Genomic DNA, 17340 nt, shown 5'->3' with positions numbered 1-17340 from the left:
TAATGAACGGAGTCGAATTGGCAGTACCGTCGATTCTCGATATGCCGTTCGGAACACAATCGCGTCGGGTCGCTGGTCGACGCGGCGCAGTCAACGCAATCAGGATGCGAACATGTTGAAAGTCACCAGGGCCGTGTTCCCCGTTGCCGGTCTCGGCACGCGGTTCCTCCCGGCAACGAAGGCGAGCCCGAAGGAAATGTTGCCCGTCGTCGACAAGCCGCTGATCCAGTACGCGGTCGAGGAAGCGATCAACGCCGGTATTACCGAGATGATCTTCGTCACCGGGCGCAGCAAGCGGGCGATCGAGGATCACTTCGACAAGTCGTACGAGATCGAGGCCGAACTCGAGGCGCGCGGCAAGGAAAAGCTGCTCGAGCTCGTGCGCGGCATCAAGCCGAGCCACGTCAACTGCTTCTACGTGCGCCAGCCGGAAGCGCTCGGCCTTGGCCACGCGGTGCTGTGCGCGGAGAAGCTGGTGCACGGCGAGCCGTTCGCGGTGATCCTCGCCGACGACTTGCTGCACGGCGAACAGCCGGTGCTGAAGCAGCTCGTCGACGTGTTTGACCACTATCACAGCTCGGTGATCGGGGTCGAGACGATCGCGCGCGACGACAGCCGTTCGTACGGGGTCGTCGAAGGCCGCGAATGGGAAGAGGACATCATCAAGCTGTCGGGCATCATCGAGAAGCCCGCGCCCGAGGATGCGCCGTCGAATCTCGGCGTGGTCGGCCGCTACGTGTTCATGCCGACGATCTTCGATCACCTGCGCAAGCTCAAGCCGGGCGCTGGCGGCGAGCTGCAGCTGACCGATGCGGTCCAGTCGCTGCTCGCGAACGAGCAGGTGCTCGCGTATCGCTACTTCGGCACGCGCTTCGACTGCGGCAGCAAGATCGGCTATCTCAAGGCCACCGTCGAGCTCGCACTCCAGCATCCGGAAGTGAGCCGCGAATTCGAGGCCTACCTGCGTACCTGTTTGCCCGCGCTGGCTGCTGTCGCATAAGCAACTGCGCGCTCCGTTGTTTCAGGTGGTGGTTGTTCCGTTGGCCCCGGCCGCTCGCGCGCCGGGGCTTTTTTGCGTTTGCGGGTGCGCGGATGCGTGATCGTGGTGCGCGTCGTCGGCGTCTGTGCCGTGGCGGGTTTGCTTCGCGAGCGGTGCCGCGGGTGGAGCGGGGCGCGCTGGCAAGAATGGACGTCACGCCTGAAACCGGTGCCGAAGCGGCCGACCGGGCGGCCGCCGCAGCGGTTCGGTTGCGCAATGCACATCGACGCTCGTGACCGCACCGGTGCTGCCGGCGCCGGTCGATGACGCGACACCACGCGGGTCGAGTGTCAGCGTCCCGGTGTGGCTTGAATCGCGGTTTCCAGGTTCGATCGTATCCGCATCCGTGTGGTGTTCAACGTGCCGACGTGCTCGGCCGTGCGACGAAACGCCGGGCCAGCATCGCGGCGACCGGTTTCTTGAAGTCGAGCAGCCGTTTTTCGAGATAGCGCCACGACAAGTGCGCGAGCAGCACGGCGAGCGCGAACTGCAGCATCTCGGGTAGCGTTTCGCGGACGATTTCCGGTATGGCCACGTGCGCGAAGTGTGCGGGCAGCACGCCGAAGCGCGTCGGAATCAGGTTGTGGAACAGGTAGAAGCCGTAGCTGATCGTGCCGAGATAGACGAGCGGCGCCCAGTCGAGCAGTGCCACGACCGGATGCTCGGGTTCGCTGACGATCCACAGCAGCAGCGCGCCGAGCGATGCGGACAGGCCGAGATCCGCGAGCCCCGCGATCGCGTCCGGCAATGCCGTGCATGCGGGCAGCACGAGGAAGAACACGACACCTGCCGCGCCGAGCCAACCGGGCGGAACGAGGCGCACGGCGGCTGTGCCGCGCCCGGCGAGCGCCATCGCGCCGACGCCGCCGAGCGCGATCAACGCGAAATTCCACGGAGAAAACGCGTAGATCAGCACCGGCGATGCGTCGCACAGGTAGAGCGCGAGATGCGCGAGCGCACACAGCACGACGGCCGCGACGCCGAGCGCGACGTGTCGCGCGGCGGGCACTGCGAGCAGTGCGAGCGGCGCGATCAGATAGAACTGCTGTTCAACCGCGAGGCTCCAGAAGTGCGACGTGGAGCCGGGCCAGCCGTCCTTCACGACGCCGATCCAGTAATTCGACAGGAACACCGCGTGCCACGCGAGCCCGAGATTGACGCCGCGCTGGTAGAACAGCGCGTGCGCGATCGCGAGCGCGGCGAGCAGCAGGTAATACACGGGAAAGATCCGCAGCGCGCGCTTCGCGAGGAACAGCGCGAGCGCATGGCGGCGTGTCATGGTGCCGCACTCGACCGCCTGGCGGTTGCGATGCAACTCGCCGACGATCAGGAATCCGCTGATGAGGAAAAACGTCCACACGCCAAGCTTGCCGACGTCGACGGCAAGGACATGGCCCTTGTGGGACAGGAAAACGAGGATGACGGCTAGGGCTCGCAGGCCGTCGAGTCCTTTGACGTATCTGGCTTCGCGCATGGAGGCATCCGGGCATAGAGCGAGCCCAGTATAGGTGCGCAAATATCGAACGTAATTCGCGTTCGGGTGCCTACGTGAAGGCGTTTTTTGATGCTGGAGCGTCGATGAAATCGGTCGCATGCAAAAAAACCTGCGGGAAACCCCGCGAAAACGCATAAAAGTACTGCACGAAGCGTCACGGCGCTTGTAGAATCCGGCGTTGAAGCGCGCGCGTTGCACGCTTCGTGTATCCAACGACCACACCTGGTAGGAGAAACATGGCGACTTCCGCAAAAAAGGTGGCCAAGAAGGCTGCCGCACCGGTCACCAAGAAAGTGGCTGCAAAAAAGGCTGCGCCCGCGAAGAAAGTAGTGGCCAAGAAGGTTGTCGCGAAGGCGGCACCGGCCGCTCCGACGCCGCTGAAGGACAAGTTCACGAAGGCATCGCTCGCAACGCACATCGCTGAGCGCGCAGCTGTCGAAGTGAAGGCGGTCAAGGCAGTGCTCGTCGCACTCGAGAACGTCGTGCTCGGCTCGGTCCACAAGAAGGGCGCGGGCGAGTTCACGCTGCCGGGTCTGCTGAAGATCACGGCACAAGTCGTTCCGGCGAAGAAGAAGCGCTTCGGCAAGGATCCGTTCACGGGCGAAGAGCGTTGGTTCCCGGCGAAGCCGGCCAGCGTGCGCGTGAAGGCACGTGCGCTGAAGAAGCTGAAGGACGCGGCAGCGTAATGCCGCGCAGCGGTTGCCGATTGCATGTCGGCAGCCGTTGCGAAGTCCGACGATCCCCGTACGCGAAAGCGTGCGGGGATTTTTATTGCGCTGCGCAAATCGCGCGGCAGCGAAGAAGCGAAGAAGCGAAGAAGCGAAGAAGCGAAGAAGCGAAGAAGCGAAGAAGCGAAGAAGCGAAGAAGCGAAGAAGCGAAGAAGCGAATTGGCGGAAGGTCCGCCTCGACGCGTGACGCACGCTGGATGACGTGTCGAGCCCGCACGACGACGAACGGCAATCGTCACCCGTGCGCGCGGTCGATCCGCCGCGGCCCGTCGCGCGCGCTGCGCCCGCTGCGCCCGCTGCGCGCGCTGCGCCCGCTGCGCCCGCTGCGTGCGCATCGCGAGACACACGCATCGTGACTGAACACATTCCCGACGAAATCACCGCCCAGGTTGCCGCCGCGTGCGATGCGATCGAGCGGCATGCCGGCGCGACGCTGAAGGCGATCCACCTGTTCGGCTCGGCGCTCGACGGCGGGCTGAAACCGCGCAGCGACATCGACCTGCTGGCGACAGTGTCGGCCCGGCCCGACGAGCCGGCGCGGCGTGCGCTGATGCTCGACCTGCTCGCGGTGTCGGCGCCGCCCGGCCGCTCAGGCGGCATGCGCGCACTGGAAGTGACCGTCGTCGCGCACGACGAAATCGTGCCATGGCGTCATCCGGCGCGGCGCGAACTGCAGTTCGGCGAGTGGCTGCGTCGCGACCTCGAAGCCGGCATCGTCGAGCCCGCGCTCGTCGATCACGATCTGGCGATCCTGTTGACGAAGGTGCGACAGCACAGTGTCGTGCTGGCCGGCGCGCCGGCGGCTGCGCTGTTCGAGCCGGTGCCCGCGCGGGATTTCGTCGCCGCGCTGCTGGCGACCGCCGCGCAGTGGAATGCCGAACCGGATTGGCGCGGCGACGCGTGCAACGTGGTGCTCGCGCTTGCGCGCATCTGGTACAGCGCCGCGACCGGCAGGATCGCGCCCAAGGAGGTCGCCGCGACATGGGTGCTGGAGCGTCTGCCGGAGACGTACCGGCCCGTCGTAGCGGCGGCGCGCACCGCCTATCTCGGCGGCGCGGAAGGTGCGGCGATCCTGTCGGGCGAACCCGTCGCCGCGTATATCGGCTATACGCGGCGGATCGTCGAATCGATGCTGGCGAGGTAGCGAGGTAGCGAGGTAGCGACGTGGCGGCGGATGCGGCGAACGTAACCTGTCTGCGAGCTCGCATCTCGATGGCCGCGCGCAAGTTCGCGGTAGCCGCATACGCATGCCGCCGAGCGGGACGCCTGTCGGCACACCGGCGCGCGATCGCGCAGGCGTGGCGTGACGCGCCGCGTTTCGTCAGCCCGCCGTACCCGCAAAGGCGGCCTTCAGCACGGCATCGTCGAGCTTGGTCATCTGCATCATCGCGGCGGCCACGCGCGCGGCCTTGACGGTGTCGCGGTCGGACACCATCGGGATCAGCGCTTCCGGAACGATCTGCCACGACACGCCGTAGCGGTCTCTCAGCCAGCCGCAGGCGTCGGCCGAACCGCCGTTGTCGAGCAGCGCGTTCCAGTAGCGGTCGAGTTCCGCCTGGTCGGCGCAGCTGACCAGCAGCGAGATCGCGTGGTTGAACGTGTCGGTGCGCGGGTGGCTCATCGCGAAGAACGGCTGCCCGAACAGCTCGAACTCGACCATCCGCGTGCCGTTGGTGCCGGGCACCGCCGTGACGCGCACGACGCGCGAATCCGGAAAGATGCCTGCATAGAAGGTTGCGGCTTCTTCGGCTTCCGCCGCGTACCAGAGGAACGGCGTGATCTTCTGAATCGTCATGGCGAATCTCCTGTCTGTATGGGCCGGGGCGCAAATCGCGTGCCGACCTCGATACGACGGATGAAGGCCGTCGAAATCGACACGCCGGGGCGAACGCCCGTCGCTCCGGAACCGTGGCATCGACAGTGCGGATGGTAGTCGTCCGGCGCACACACAGCGAGAGAGCCTGGCATCGGGAACCCGCGTTTCCGGCGCATTGCAGCCCTCAGGCGCCGCTGCCGGACGGGTGACGCGCATCGGGTGCTTCGGGCATCGGCCGGCGGCTGGTGCAGCCCGTGCCGGCCTGCCAGCGACGGACGAAAAAAAAGCCAGCCACGGCCGAAACCGATGACTGGCTTTCCAGTTCGGCGGCAAGGCGTCGGAGACGCCATGCACGCCGGGTACGTCGTTTTTAGAACTTGTGGCGCAGGCCGAGTGCGACCAGCTCTTGCGAGCTCTTGCCAGCAATACCGTACGAGCCGATCGACGCTTGCGCATCGCTGCCGTCGGCATTCTTGCCGCTTGCGTGCTGGTACGCGCCAACCAGGTAGACGTCCGTGCGCTTCGACAGCGAGTAGTCTGCGCCGAGCGAAACTTGGTGGTACTTCCCGTTGTTGTCGCCGTTACCCTTCGTGTAGATGTAGCCGAGACCCAGCAACAGCGGAGCCGACGCCTGGTACGTCACGAATGCACGACCCGTGTTGTACTTCTGGTTCGTGCCGAACGCCGAGCTACCGTCCGACTTGTACTGTGCGTTGCTGTAGCCCGCGCCGACCGTCACCGGGCCGAATGCGTACTGGCCGGCCACTTGCGCGATGCCGATCGACGACGACGTCGTGAATGCGTTGTTGATGAAGGTCGTGCCCGTATCGCCGTCGAAGATTGCGTCGGACGAGCCGGCCCAGCCGCTGCGCGTGCCGACTGCGGTGATCGGCGCCGAGTTGTTTGCGTGGAAGTAGCCAGCTGCCAGGCCGAGCGGGCCGTTGTTGTAGGCTGCTGCCGCTGCCCACGTCTGGCCGCTGCCGGTTGCGCCGGCAACGCCGCCGAATGCGTACATCGCTTCGACTTGCAGGCCAGCCCAGACCGGCGACGTGTACTTCACTGCGTTGCTGACGCGCAGGCTGTTGTCGTTGTTGTCGACGTCACCCGGCGTGGCGAACACGCTGCCGAAATAGTTGTCTGCCGTGACTGCCTGGACCATGTCGACGAGCGGGTCATACTGGCGGCCGAGCGTAACCGTACCGTACTGGTCGCTTTGCAGGCCGACGAATGCCTGGCGGCCGAACATGCGGCCACCCTGGCCCAGTGCGCCCGATGCCGAGTTGAAGCCGTTTTCCAACTGGAAGATCGCCTTCAGGCCGCCACCGAGGTCTTCGGAACCCTTCAGGCCGAAACGGCTGCCTTGCAGGTTGCCGCTACCCATCGACCACGAATTGTTGCCTTGACCTGCGTTACCGTGAACATAGGTGATCGACGTGTCGATCACACCGTACAGCGTCACGCTCGACTGAGCCTGAGCAGCGCCAGCGGCGCCCAGCAGGGCGAGCGAGAGGGTCGAGAGAGCAAGTTTCTTCATCGTTGAGTTTCTCCACGCAAGTGATTCATCGTTATTTGTTGCGGATTGGAGAATAGCTCAGTGCCATAGACGCAAGAAAGCTTAAAAAATAAAGTGTCTCGAAAAGGTAACAGCGTGAAAAAGCCCATATATATCAAGCACATCTGCGACCGTTCCTGTTTTTGAAATAGTTGACAGTTGCTGCGGCGCGATTGTTTCGATAGCTGATGCGCATTGCAGCAGGCAGCCCGTTTCGGCCTGTCGGCGGACGGAAACGGGAGCATGCAAACGTTTGCGGTTGCGGCAACGAACGCGCGGCATGCAACGAACGTATCAACGTCACGCGAATGCGCGGCGGACTGCGTGGTTGCAAGAGGGCGGACGGGTGTGCGGGGTCGAGCCGCGACGTTGTGAGCAGCGTGAATCAGTCGTTGCGCATGCGATCGGCGAGCCGATCGGCTTGAGCAGCCGCGGCCGGTGCGGTACCGGCGAGACGATGCGCGTTGCCGCGGGCCGCCGCGAATTCCGCGCCGAGCAGCAGCACGATCGCGGAGAAGTACAGCCACATCAGCAGGACCGCGAACGATCCGGCCGCGCCGAATGCACTGGCGGTGCCCGCGTGCGCGAGGTACAGCGCGAACAGTTTCTTGCCGCCGGAGAACAGGATCGCGGACACGATGCCGCCGATCGCGGCGTCGCGCCACGCGACGCGCGCATCGGGCAGGAACTTCATCAGCGACGCGAACGCAGCCGCGAGCACTGCGATGCCGACGAAGAACTGCACGAGGTTCGTGACGATCACATACGGCGAATTGCCCAGCAGCCAGGTGCCGACGAACGTGATCGCAGTGTCGAGCACGAGCGACACGATCAGCAGGAACGCGACGCCGAGCACGAGCCCGAACGAAATCAGCCGCACGCGCACGAGCCCGAGCATGCTCGACCAGCGGCTTTCGGTGGCCGGCCAGATCACGCTGAGCGCGGCGCTGAGCGACGCGAAGGTGGCCGACGCGCCGATGGCGAGCGCGGCAAACGAGATCAAGGTTGCCAGGCCGCCGCGCTCGCCCGCGCGGTGCGCGTTCTGCACGATCGTCTGGATGCTGGCCGCCGCATCGTTGCCGATCAGCTGGTGCGCCTGTTCGAACACCTGGCCGCGCGCGGCATCGTCGCCGTAGAACCAGCCGGCCACGGCGATCACCATCACGAGCATCGGCGCGAGCGAGAACGCAGAGAAGAACGCGATGCCCGCGGCCATCGCGGAGCAGCGGTCGGACGAGAAGCGCTTGAACGCGGTGAGGGCCCAGTTGGCCTGCTGCTGGGCGAGGCGGGTGGCTTCGGAGGTGATCTGTCGTTTCATGAAATAGCGGTCGAGATGCCGTGCGGCGGTCACCATCGGTAATCGGACAATTCAGAATTGATCCGAAGAATCGAACATAGTTGCGCGGACTGTCTATAATTCCTTTCAGTTTCCCCACCCCCACAATAACGCCGAGACCAGCCATGCTACAAATGTCCCGGCGCCAGTTCCTGAAGGTGACGGCTACGTCGCTTGCCGGATCGAGTCTAGCCCTGATGGGCTTTTCTCCATCCGAAGCGCTCGCCGAAGTCCGACAGTACAAGCTGGCGCGCACCGTCGAAACGCGCAACACCTGTCCTTACTGTTCAGTGGGTTGCGGCATCCTGATGTACAGCCTCGGAGACGGCGCGAAGAACGCGCAGCCGAGCATCATCCACATCGAGGGCGATCCCGACCACCCGGTCAATCGCGGCACGCTGTGCCCGAAGGGCGCGAGCCTGATCGACTTCATCCACAGCCCGAACCGCCTGACGCACCCCGAGTATCGCGCGCCCGGCTCGGACAAGTGGGAACCGATCTCGTGGAATGACGCGCTCGACCGCATCGCGAAGCTGATGAAGGCCGACCGCGACGCGAACTTCGTCGAGACGGCGGACGACGGTGCGAAGGTCAACCGCTGGCTGACGACCGGCATGCTGGCCGCGTCGGCGGGCAGCAACGAAGTCGGTTACCTGACGCACAAGACTGTCCGCAGTCTCGGGATGCTCGCATTCGACAATCAGGCGCGTGTCTGACATGGCCCGACGGTGGCAGGTCTTGCCCCGACGTTTGGCCGTGGAGCGATGACGAACCATTGGGTCGACATCAAGAACGCGGACGTGATTCTCGTGATGGGCGGCAATGCAGCCGAGGCCCATCCGTGCGGTTTCAAGTGGGTAACGGAGGCGAAGGCGCACCGCAAGGCGCGGCTGATCGTCGTCGACCCGCGCTTTACGCGTACGGCCTCGGTGGCCGATTACTACGCGCCGATCCGCACCGGCACCGACATCGTCTTCCTGGGCGGCGTCATCAACTATCTGCTGACGAACGACAAGATCCAGCATGAGTACGTGAAGAACTACACGGACTTCTCGTTCATCGTGCGCGAGGATTTCGCGTTCAACGACGGCATCTATTCCGGTTATGACGCGGAAAAGCACGCGTACCCGGACAAATCGAGCTGGGACTACGAGCGCGGCGACGACGGCTTCGTGAAGGTCGACCCGACGCTGCAGCATCCGCGTTGCGTGTACAACCTGCTGAAGCAGCACTACGCGCGCTATACGCCGGACATGGTCCAGCAGACCTGCGGCACGCCGAAGGAGAAGTTCCTGAAGGTGTGCGAGATGCTCGCGACCACCGCCGTTCCCGGCCGCGCCGGCACAATCCTGTACGCGCTCGGCTGGACGCACCACTCGATCGGCGCGCAGATGATCCGCACCGGCGCGATGGTGCAGCTGCTGCTCGGCAACATCGGCATCGCCGGCGGCGGGATGAACGCGCTGCGCGGCCACTCGAACATCCAGGGGTTGACCGACCTCGGGCTGATGTCGAACCTGCTGCCGGGCTACATGACGCTGCCGATGCAGTCCGAGCAGGATTTCGACGGCTACATCGCGAAGCGCGTGCAGCAGCCGCTGCGGCCGAACCAGTTGAGCTACTGGAAGAACTACAAGGCCTTCCACGTCAGCTTCATGAAGTCGTGGTGGGGCGATGCGGCGACCGCCGAGAACAACTGGGGCTACGACTACCTGCCGAAGCTGGACAAGCAGTACGACCTGCTGCAGGTGCTCGAGCTGATGAATGCCGGCAAGATGAACGGCTACATCTGCCAGGGCTTCAACCCGCTCGCGGCGGCACCGTCGAAGGTGAAGACGGCGGCGGGCCTCGCGAAGCTGAAGTGGCTGGTGATCATGGATCCGCTCGCGACCGAAACGTCCGAGTTCTGGAAGCATCACGGCGACTACAACGACGTCGATGCGTCGAAGATCCAGACCGAGGTGTTCCGTCTGCCGACCACGTGCTTTGCGGAGGAAAACGGTTCGCTCGTGAGTTCGAGCCGCGTGCTGCAATGGCACTGGAAGGGCGCGGAGCCGCCGGGCGAGGCGCGTAGCGACCTCGAGATCATGTCGGGGTTGTTCCTGCGCATGCGCAAGATGTACCAGACGGACGGCGGCAAGTATCCGGACCCGATCGTCAACCTGACCTGGCCGTACGCGAACCCGGAAAGCCCGACGCCCGAAGAGCTCGCGATGGAGTTCAACGGAAAGGCGCTCGCCGACCTGCCCGATCCGAAGGATCCGGCCAAGACGCTCGTGAAGAAGGGCGAGCAGCTGGCCGCGTTCGCGCAACTGAAGGACGACGGCACGACGTCGAGCGGCTGCTGGATCTTCTGCGGCGCATGGACCCAGGCCGGCAACCAGATGGGGCGGCGCGACAACTCGGATCCGACCGGCATCGGCCAGACGCTGAACTGGGCGTGGGCCTGGCCGGCGAACCGGCGGATCCTGTACAACCGCGCATCGTGCGACGTCGCCGGCAAGCCGTTCGACCCGACCCGCAAGCTGATCGGCTGGAACGGCAGCGCGTGGAAGGGCCCCGACATCCCCGACTTCAAGGCGGACGAACCGCCCGAGAACGGGATGGGGCCGTTCATCATGAATCCGGAAGGTGTCGCGCGCTTCTTCGCACGTGCGGGGATGAACGAAGGCCCGTTCCCCGAGCACTACGAACCGTTCGAAACGCCGATCGGCACGAACCCGCTGCACCCGAACAACCCGCTGGCGCTGAACAACCCGGCCGCCCGCGTGTTCCCGGACGACCGCGCGTCGTTCGGTCAGGCGCCGGAGTTCCCGCACGCCGCGACTACGTACCGGCTGACCGAGCATTTCCACTACTGGACCAAGCATGCGCGGCTGAACTCGATCATCCAGCCCGAGCAATTCGTCGAGATCGGCGAAGACCTCGCGAAGGAAGTCGGCGTTGCGCATGGCGAGCGTGTGAAGGTGTCGTCCAAGCGCGGCTACATCATCGCGGTTGCCCTCGTCACGAAGCGGATCAAGCCGCTGATGGTCGACGGCAAGAAGGTCCAGACGGTCGGCGTCCCGTTGCACTGGGGCTTCAAGGGACTGACGAAGCCCGGCTATCTCGCCAATACCCTGACTCCGTCCGTGGGCGACGGCAACTCCTATACACCGGAATTCAAGTCGTTCCTGGTGAAGGTCGAAAAGGCGTAAGGGGAAAGAGATGGCATTGCAATCGCTGGATATCAAGCGCGTCTCGGCCACCACGACGCCACCGCCCACGGTGCGCGAACCGGTGACCGGGAGCGTCGCGAAGCTGATCGACGTATCGAAGTGCATCGGCTGCAAGGCATGCCAGACGGCATGCATGGAGTGGAACGACCTGCGTGACGAGGTCGGCACCAACGTCGGCGTGTACGACAACCCGGCCGACCTGACCGAGCATTCGTGGACGGTCATGCGGTTCTCCGAATACGAGAACCCGGAAGGCGACCTCGAGTGGCTGATCCGCAAGGACGGCTGCATGCATTGCGAGGATCCGGGCTGCCTGAAGGCGTGCCCGTCGCCGGGCGCGATCGTGCAGTACAACAACGGGATCGTCGATTTCCACGAGGAGAACTGCATCGGTTGCGGCTATTGCGTGACCGGCTGCCCGTTCAACGTTCCGCGGATCTCGAAGAAGGATCATCGCGCATACAAGTGCACGCTCTGTTCCGACCGCGTCGCGGTCGGCCAGGAACCGGCCTGCGTGAAGACCTGCCCGACGGGCGCGATCGTGTTCGGCACCAAGGAGGACATGAAGCAGCACGCGGCCGAGCGGATCGAGGACCTGAAGGAGCGCGGCTTCGAGCATGCGGGGCTGTACGACCCGCAGGGTGTCGGCGGCACGCACGTGATGTACGTGCTGCACCACGCCGACAAACCCTCGCTGTACCACGGGCTGCCCGACAATCCGTCGATCAGCCCGATGGTGAAGCTGTGGAAGGGCATCGCGAAACCGCTCGCGGTCGCCGGCATCGCGCTGACTGCGCTCGCCGGGTTCTTCCACTATGTCCGGGTTGGCCCGAACGAGGTGAGCGACGAAGAGGAATCGGCCGCGCGCGACGAGGCGCGACGCATCAAGGAGGACGCGAAATGAACCACGACGACCCCAACCTGATCGTCCGCTACTCGGCGAACGAGCGCACGAACCACTGGATCACCGCGATCACGTTCGTGCTGCTCGCGCTGTCCGGGCTCGCGCTGTTCCACCCGTCGATGTTCTGGCTGACCGCGCTGTTTGGCGGCGGCCAGTGGACGCGGATCCTGCATCCGTTCGTCGGCCTCGTGATGTTCGTGTCGTTCGCGATCCTCGTGGTGCGCTTCTGGCATCACAACGCGCTCGACGCGGACGATCGCCAGTGGCTGAAGCAGATCGGCGACGTACTGACCAACCAGGAAGACAAGCTGCCGCCTGTCGGGCGCTATAACGCCGGGCAGAAGCTGCTATTCTTTACGCTGGTGGCGTGCCTGCTGCTGCTCCTGCTGTCGGGAGTCGTGATCTGGCGGCGCTACTTCTCGTTCTACTTCCCGATCGGGGTGATCCGCGCGGCCGCTGTCGTGCATGCCGTGGCGGCCTTCGTGCTGATCGCGAGCATCATCGTGCACATTTACGCGGCGTTGTGGGTGAAGGGCTCGATCGGCGCGATGGTGCGCGGCACCGTCACGCTGGGCTGGGCTCGCAAGCATCACCCGAAGTGGTTCCGTGAAAGCGTGAAATAACGCACCGGAGCGGGGCGGTTCGCCGATCGCGGCGGGGCGTTCCGTTCCTTCGCTGGAACTGCCCGAAAGCGCCGATGCGTCGGCGCTTGTTTATTTGGAAGACATTTCTGTGACACAACGCATCCTCGAACCGACCGAGATCTCGGCACTCGATCATTCGGCCATCCCGCGCTTTCGCCTGCCGGAGCGCGCCACTGCGTTCTCGGCGCGCGCCGCGCGGCTGCGCAAGCTGGCCGACCTGAACCCGATCAGCGGCTACCTGCGGCTGATGGCCACCGTCGCCGATGCGCAGCACGCGACACTGCAAACGCTCGAACTGCCGCTGCCGTCGAAGGAAGCGATCGCGCTTGCGCAGCAGCATTCGATGCCGCTCGTGCCGGCGCTCGACGGCGAGCGCAACCCGCAATGGCGTGCCGTGCTGTACGAGCTGATCGATCGCGTCGAAGGCGCCGGGCTCGTCAACCCGCAGCTCGCGAAGCTGCTCGACCGGCTGCGGCTGATGGCGCCCGCTGAACTCGACGCGCAGGCCGACGCGATCCTCGCGCTGCGCTTCGCCGAAGTCGACCCGGCCACCGCGCCGTTCCTGATGGCCGCGCTGCAGGTCGTCTGGACGGATCTCGCAAGCTGCGTGGCGCCGGCCGACGTCCCGTATCTCGACCAGCCGGGGCTGTGCCCCGTGTGCGGCACGCATCCGGTCGCGAGCATCGTGCGGGTCGGCGGCCAGTTCCAGGGCTACCGTTTCCTGCAGTGCGGGCTGTGCACGACCGAGTGGCACATGGTGCGCACGAAGTGCTCGCACTGCGATTCGACGAAGGGCATCGCCTATCACGGGATCGAAGGCGGCAGCGAAGCCGTCAAGGCCGAATCGTGTGACGAGTGCAAGACCTATCGCAAGATCGGCTATCAGGAGAAGGACTACGAGTTCGAGCCGCTCGCGGACGATCTCGCGAGCCTCACGCTCGACCTGCTGATGAACGAGGCCGGCTACCAGCGCAGTTCGCCGAACCCGCTGCTGTGGCCGGACGTCGCGCGGGAAGCGGACTGACGGCACGAGGCCGGGGGCGGTGCGTGAGCGCCGGCGCCGGCCGACTGCGAAGCATGAGACTGGAGCCACAACTACGTGACCGAACCGGGTGTAAATGAATTGAATGCGGTGCTGGCGCGCGTGCCGTCCGTCGAGCGCGTGCTGTCGTCGGCGCCGTTGCAACCGCTCGTCGCAGACTATGGCCGCACGCGCGTGCTCAATGCCGTGCGCGCCGAACTGGAGCGCTGGCGTACCGCCGCGCAGCACGATCCGGCGGGGGCCGAACCGCTCGATGAACCGGGCATCGCCGCAGCCGTCGCGCGTACGCTGGCCGCGCAGAGCGCGGGCGCGGTGCGCACCGTGTTCAACCTGACCGGCACCGTGCTGCACACGAACCTCGGGCGCGCGCTGTTGCCCGACGACGCGGTGCGCGCGGTGGTCGATGCGCTCACGCGCCCCGTCAACCTCGAATTCGACCTCGCCACGGGCCGTCGCGGCGATCGCGACGACCTGATCGACGATCTGCTGTGCGAACTGACGGGCGCGGAAGCCGCGACCGTCGTCAACAACAACGCGGCGGCCGTGCTGCTGGCGCTGTCGGCGCTTGCGACGAAAAAGGAAGTCGTCGTGTCGCGCGGCGAGCTGGTCGAGATCGGCGGCGCATTCCGCATCCCCGACATCATGAGCCGCGCGGGCGCAAAGCTGCGCGAAGTCGGCACGACCAACCGCACCCATTTGCGCGACTACGCGGACGCAATCGGCCCGCGCACCGCGCTGCTGATGAAGGTGCACTGCAGCAATTATGCGATCAGCGGCTTCACGAAGGAGGCGACGCTCGCCGAACTCGCGCCGCTCGCGCGCGAGCACGGGCTGCCGGTCGCCGTCGATCTCGGCAGCGGCACGCTCGCCGACCTGTCGCAATGGGGCCTGCCGCACGAGACGACCGTGCAGGAAACCGTTGCCGCCGGCGCAAACGTTGTCACGTTCAGCGGCGACAAGCTGCTTGGCGGGCCGCAGGCCGGCCTGATCGTCGGCGATCGCGCGCTGATCGCGAAGATCAAGAAACATCCGCTCAAGCGCGCGCTGCGCGTCGGCAAGCTGACGCTCGCGGCGCTCGAACCCGTGCTGCGCCTCTACCAGTCCCCCGAATTCCTGCGCGACCGGCTCACGACACTGCGCCTGCTGACGCGCCCGCACGGCGAGATCGCCGAGGCCGCCGAACGCGTGCGTCCGGCACTGCAGGCCGCGCTCGGCAGCGGTTTCGACGTGACGGTCGAACCGATGTTCAGCCAGATCGGCAGCGGCGCGCTGCCGGTCGACCAGCTACCGAGCGCCGGGCTCGTGGTGCGCACGGCGGACGGCAAGCGCGGCGGCCGCGCGCTTGCGCAGCTCGAGAAGCGGCTGCGCGAATGGCCGCGTCCGGTGATCGGCCGCGTGGCCGACAATGCACTGCGGCTCGACCTGCGCTGCCTCGAAGCTGCCGACGAGGCGACGTTCGTCGCGCAATGCGTGCCGCTCGCGGGGCCTGCTGCATGATCGTCGGTACCGCCGGACACATCGATCACGGCAAGACGACGCTGGCGCGCGCGCTGACGGGCGTCGATACCGACCGCCTGAAGGAAGAGAAAGCGCGCGGCATCTCGATCGAACTCGGTTACGCATATACGCCGCTCGACAACGGCGACGTGCTCGGCCTGATCGACGTGCCGGGCCACGAGAAACTGATTCATACGATGGCGGCCGGCGCGTGCGGGATCGACTTCGCGCTGCTCGTGATTGCCGCCGACGACGGCGTGATGCCGCAGACGCGCGAGCATCTCGCGATCCTGCAACTGCTTGGCGTCACACATGGTGCTGTCGCGCTGACGAAGTGCGATCGCGTCGACGCCGCGCGCGTGGCCGAGGTGCGCGACGAGATCGCCGCGTGGCTGACCGATTCGACGCTGGCCGGTGTGCCGATCTTCGAAACGCGGGCAACGGCCGTGGACGATCCGGGCGTTGCCGCGTTGAAGCGTTACCTGGCCGACGCCGCGATCGCGTGGCGCGGCCGCCGCGACGACGGGCTGTTCCGGCTCGCGGTCGATCGCGTGTTTACACTCGCGGGGCAGGGCACCGTCGTGACGGGCACCGCGTTCGCGGGGCGCGTCGCGAACGGCGACACGCTCGCGATCGTGCGCACGGGCGGCGCGGCGCGCGTGCGCAGCATCCATGCGCAGAACCGGCCGGTCGAGGCCGGCCGCGCGGGCGAGCGTTGCGCACTGAATCTGGCCGGGGTCGACAAGGCCGATGTCGAGCGCGGCGATACCGTGGCCGATGCGCGGCTCGTCGCGACGTCGCCACGTCTCGACGTCGATCTGACGCTGCTCGCGGAGGCGGGGCTGACGCTGACGCACTGGGCACCGCTGCACGTGCATCTCGGCACGCTGCATCGCGTCGCGCATGTCGCGCTGCTCGACGGCGATACGCTGGCGGCCGGCCAGCGGATGCGCGTGCAACTGGTATTCGACGAGCCGGTGTTCGCGCTGCCGGGCGACCGGTTCATCGTCCGCAATCCGCAGGCGACGCGCACCGTCGGCGGCGGCCGCGTGCTCGACCCGTTCGGGCCGGCGCGCAAGCGTCGTACGCCCGAGCGCCGTGCGTGGCTCGACGCGCTGGCCGAATGGCTCGACGATGGGCATCTCGATGCGCTGCTCGCGCAGGCGCCGCTCGGCATCCCGCGCGCGATGCTCACGCATCTGACGGGTTTCGCGCCGAACGCGCTGGCATTGCCGGATGACGCGCTGGCGATTGGGCAGCGCGATGCCGCGTCGAATGACGGCGCGGTGATTGCGCATGCGCACTGGCGTGCGCTGCAGACGCGGGCGATCGACACGCTGCGCGCGTATCACGAGCGCATGCCCGACGAGCAGGGGCTCGACGCCGCGCGCCTGCGGCGGATGGCCGCGCCGCTCGTCGGCGATGCGCTGTGGCGCGCGCTCGTCGATGCGCTGGTGGCCGGCGGCGACGTGGCGCGAAGCGGGCCGTGGCTGCATCTGCCGTCTCATGCCGTGAGCTTCGATTCGCGCGAGGAAGCGCTGGCGCAGCAACTGCTGCCGCTGATTCATGCGGGGCGCTTCGATCCGCCGTGGGTGCGCGACCTGGCCCGCGACACGGGGGCGGCCGAGGAAGCGGTACGGACCTTGCTGCGCAAGCTGGCGCGGCGCGGTGACGTGCACCAGGTCGTGCGCGACCTGTTCTATCACGCGGACGTGGTGCGCGAGCTCGCGGAACTGGTGGCGCATCTCGCGCCGTCGCGCGACGGCGGGCTCGATGCCGCGACGTTCCGCGACGCGACGGGGCTCGGCCGCAAGCGTGCGATCCAGATTCTCGAGTTCTTCGATCGGGTTGGGTATACTCGCTTCCACCGCGAACGTCACTTCCTGCGGCCTGACAGCGGTTGGGTGGGTATTCAGGCGTAGGCGCTCGTTGTTCTTTTGGTTCTTTTCGCCACGGAAGGCATTCGTATCCGGTGGTACGGCTGGACTTCAAATCCAGTTGGGGGTGTCAGACACTCCCGGGTAGGTTCGACTCCTGCTGCCTTCCGCCACTCAAGGCTTCCCCCCGC

The 17340-nt window shown here is 66.0% G+C and carries 14 protein-coding genes and 1 tRNA gene; 11 read left to right on the top strand and 4 right to left on the bottom strand.

The window, feature by feature from the left end; translation table 11 throughout:
- Positions 1 to 112 precede the first annotated feature (112 nt).
- Positions 113 to 1000, top strand: a complete 888-nt coding sequence (gene galU / locus ACPTTF_RS27470) for a UTP--glucose-1-phosphate uridylyltransferase GalU (RefSeq protein ID WP_166953621.1) — start codon at positions 113 to 115, stop codon at positions 998 to 1000.
- A gap of 394 nt (positions 1001 to 1394) precedes the next feature.
- On the opposite strand, the gene ACPTTF_RS27465 is transcribed toward galU, so the two are convergent.
- Positions 1395 to 2513, bottom strand: a complete 1119-nt coding sequence (locus ACPTTF_RS27465) for an acyltransferase family protein (RefSeq protein ID WP_423369003.1) — start codon at positions 2511 to 2513, stop codon at positions 1395 to 1397.
- Positions 2514 to 2770: 257 nt separating this feature from the next.
- On the opposite strand from ACPTTF_RS27465, the gene ACPTTF_RS27460 reads away from it, so the two are divergent.
- From ACPTTF_RS27460 to ACPTTF_RS27450, 3 genes are read left to right on the top strand one after another with little or no spacing between them, the layout of a single operon-like run.
- Entirely contained in the window at positions 2771 to 3220 is a 450-nt protein-coding gene (locus tag ACPTTF_RS27460) for an HU family DNA-binding protein (RefSeq protein ID WP_122949246.1), read from the top strand.
- 24 nt (positions 3221 to 3244) lie between these two features.
- Entirely contained in the window at positions 3245 to 3619 is a 375-nt protein-coding gene (locus tag ACPTTF_RS27455) for a hypothetical protein (protein WP_423369002.1), read from the top strand.
- The gene (locus tag ACPTTF_RS27450; RefSeq protein ID WP_423369001.1) at positions 3616 to 4407 is read left to right on the top strand and encodes an AadA family aminoglycoside 3''-O-nucleotidyltransferase; all 792 of its coding nucleotides are present in this window, start codon (positions 3616 to 3618) and stop codon (positions 4405 to 4407) included. The genes ACPTTF_RS27455 and ACPTTF_RS27450 overlap by 4 nt, the downstream gene beginning before the upstream one ends.
- Before the next feature lie 177 nt (positions 4408 to 4584).
- Here the strand turns inward: ACPTTF_RS27450 and ACPTTF_RS27445 are convergent, their stop codons facing one another.
- The 3 genes from ACPTTF_RS27445 to ACPTTF_RS27435 form a co-directional block, all read right to left on the bottom strand.
- A complete protein-coding gene (locus ACPTTF_RS27445) occupies positions 4585 to 5058 on the bottom strand; it encodes a VOC family protein (protein WP_423369000.1) in 474 nt (157 codons plus the stop codon).
- Positions 5059 to 5449: 391 nt separating this feature from the next.
- A complete protein-coding gene (locus tag ACPTTF_RS27440) occupies positions 5450 to 6613 on the bottom strand; it encodes a porin (RefSeq protein ID WP_166953611.1) in 1164 nt (387 codons plus the stop codon).
- Between the two features lie 403 nt (positions 6614 to 7016).
- The gene (locus ACPTTF_RS27435) at positions 7017 to 7949 is read right to left on the bottom strand and encodes a YihY/virulence factor BrkB family protein (RefSeq protein ID WP_423368999.1); all 933 of its coding nucleotides are present in this window, start codon (positions 7947 to 7949) and stop codon (positions 7017 to 7019) included.
- Positions 7950 to 8092: 143 nt separating this feature from the next.
- On the opposite strand from ACPTTF_RS27435, the gene fdnG reads away from it, so the two are divergent.
- The 7 genes from fdnG (at position 8093) to ACPTTF_RS27400 (ending at position 17322) form a co-directional block, all read left to right on the top strand.
- Positions 8093 to 11164, top strand: a complete 3072-nt coding sequence (gene fdnG / locus ACPTTF_RS27430; RefSeq protein ID WP_423368998.1) for a formate dehydrogenase-N subunit alpha — start codon at positions 8093 to 8095, stop codon at positions 11162 to 11164.
- Between the two features lie 10 nt (positions 11165 to 11174).
- On the top strand, positions 11175 to 12089 hold the full coding sequence (gene fdxH, locus ACPTTF_RS27425) for a formate dehydrogenase subunit beta (RefSeq protein ID WP_166953605.1): 915 nt from the start codon (positions 11175 to 11177) through the stop codon (positions 12087 to 12089).
- Entirely contained in the window at positions 12086 to 12712 is a 627-nt protein-coding gene (locus ACPTTF_RS27420; RefSeq protein ID WP_011355693.1) for a formate dehydrogenase subunit gamma, read from the top strand. Before fdxH ends, ACPTTF_RS27420 begins: the two co-directional genes overlap by 4 nt.
- A 109-nt stretch (positions 12713 to 12821) precedes the next feature.
- Complete coding sequence (gene fdhE / locus ACPTTF_RS27415; protein WP_423368997.1) at positions 12822 to 13757, top strand: formate dehydrogenase accessory protein FdhE; 936 nt, start codon at positions 12822 to 12824, stop codon at positions 13755 to 13757.
- Positions 13758 to 13832: 75 nt separating this feature from the next.
- Complete coding sequence (gene selA / locus ACPTTF_RS27410; protein ID WP_166953601.1) at positions 13833 to 15272, top strand: L-seryl-tRNA(Sec) selenium transferase; 1440 nt, start codon at positions 13833 to 13835, stop codon at positions 15270 to 15272.
- Positions 15269 to 17194: a selenocysteine-specific translation elongation factor gene (selB, locus tag ACPTTF_RS27405; RefSeq protein WP_423368996.1), complete on the top strand. Its 1926-nt coding sequence runs from the start codon at positions 15269 to 15271 to the stop codon at positions 17192 to 17194. The genes selA and selB overlap by 4 nt, the downstream gene beginning before the upstream one ends.
- A 32-nt stretch (positions 17195 to 17226) precedes the next feature.
- Positions 17227 to 17322: transfer RNA gene (locus ACPTTF_RS27400), tRNA-Sec, on the top strand.
- Positions 17323 to 17340: the final 18 nt, after the last annotated feature.

It is taken from the genome of Burkholderia crassaminum (assembly GCF_964265005.1).
In the GTDB taxonomy this organism is placed as follows: Bacteria; Pseudomonadota; Gammaproteobacteria; order Burkholderiales; family Burkholderiaceae; genus Burkholderia.
The sequence above is the reverse complement of the archived record's forward strand: the minus strand, read 5'-3'. Positions and strand labels throughout refer to the sequence as shown.

What these genes read in the sequence shown, in the direction of transcription:
- galU (WP_166953621.1), top strand. Translation starts at nt 113, where the DNA reads ATGTTGAAAGTCACCAGGGCCGTGTTCCCCGTTGCCGGTCTCGGCACG.
- ACPTTF_RS27465 (WP_423369003.1), bottom strand. Translation starts at nt 2,513, where the DNA reads ATGCGCGAAGCCAGATACGTCAAAGGACTCGACGGCCTGCGAGCCCTA.
- ACPTTF_RS27460 (WP_122949246.1), top strand. Translation starts at nt 2,771, where the DNA reads ATGGCGACTTCCGCAAAAAAGGTGGCCAAGAAGGCTGCCGCACCGGTC.
- ACPTTF_RS27455 (WP_423369002.1), top strand. Translation starts at nt 3,245, where the DNA reads ATGTCGGCAGCCGTTGCGAAGTCCGACGATCCCCGTACGCGAAAGCGT.
- ACPTTF_RS27445 (WP_423369000.1), bottom strand. Translation starts at nt 5,058, where the DNA reads ATGACGATTCAGAAGATCACGCCGTTCCTCTGGTACGCGGCGGAAGCC.
- ACPTTF_RS27440 (WP_166953611.1), bottom strand. Translation starts at nt 6,613, where the DNA reads ATGAAGAAACTTGCTCTCTCGACCCTCTCGCTCGCCCTGCTGGGCGCC.
- ACPTTF_RS27435 (WP_423368999.1), bottom strand. Translation starts at nt 7,949, where the DNA reads ATGAAACGACAGATCACCTCCGAAGCCACCCGCCTCGCCCAGCAGCAG.
- fdxH (WP_166953605.1), top strand. Translation starts at nt 11,175, where the DNA reads ATGGCATTGCAATCGCTGGATATCAAGCGCGTCTCGGCCACCACGACG.
- ACPTTF_RS27420 (WP_011355693.1), top strand. Translation starts at nt 12,086, where the DNA reads ATGAACCACGACGACCCCAACCTGATCGTCCGCTACTCGGCGAACGAG.
- selB (WP_423368996.1), top strand. Translation starts at nt 15,269, where the DNA reads ATGATCGTCGGTACCGCCGGACACATCGATCACGGCAAGACGACGCTG.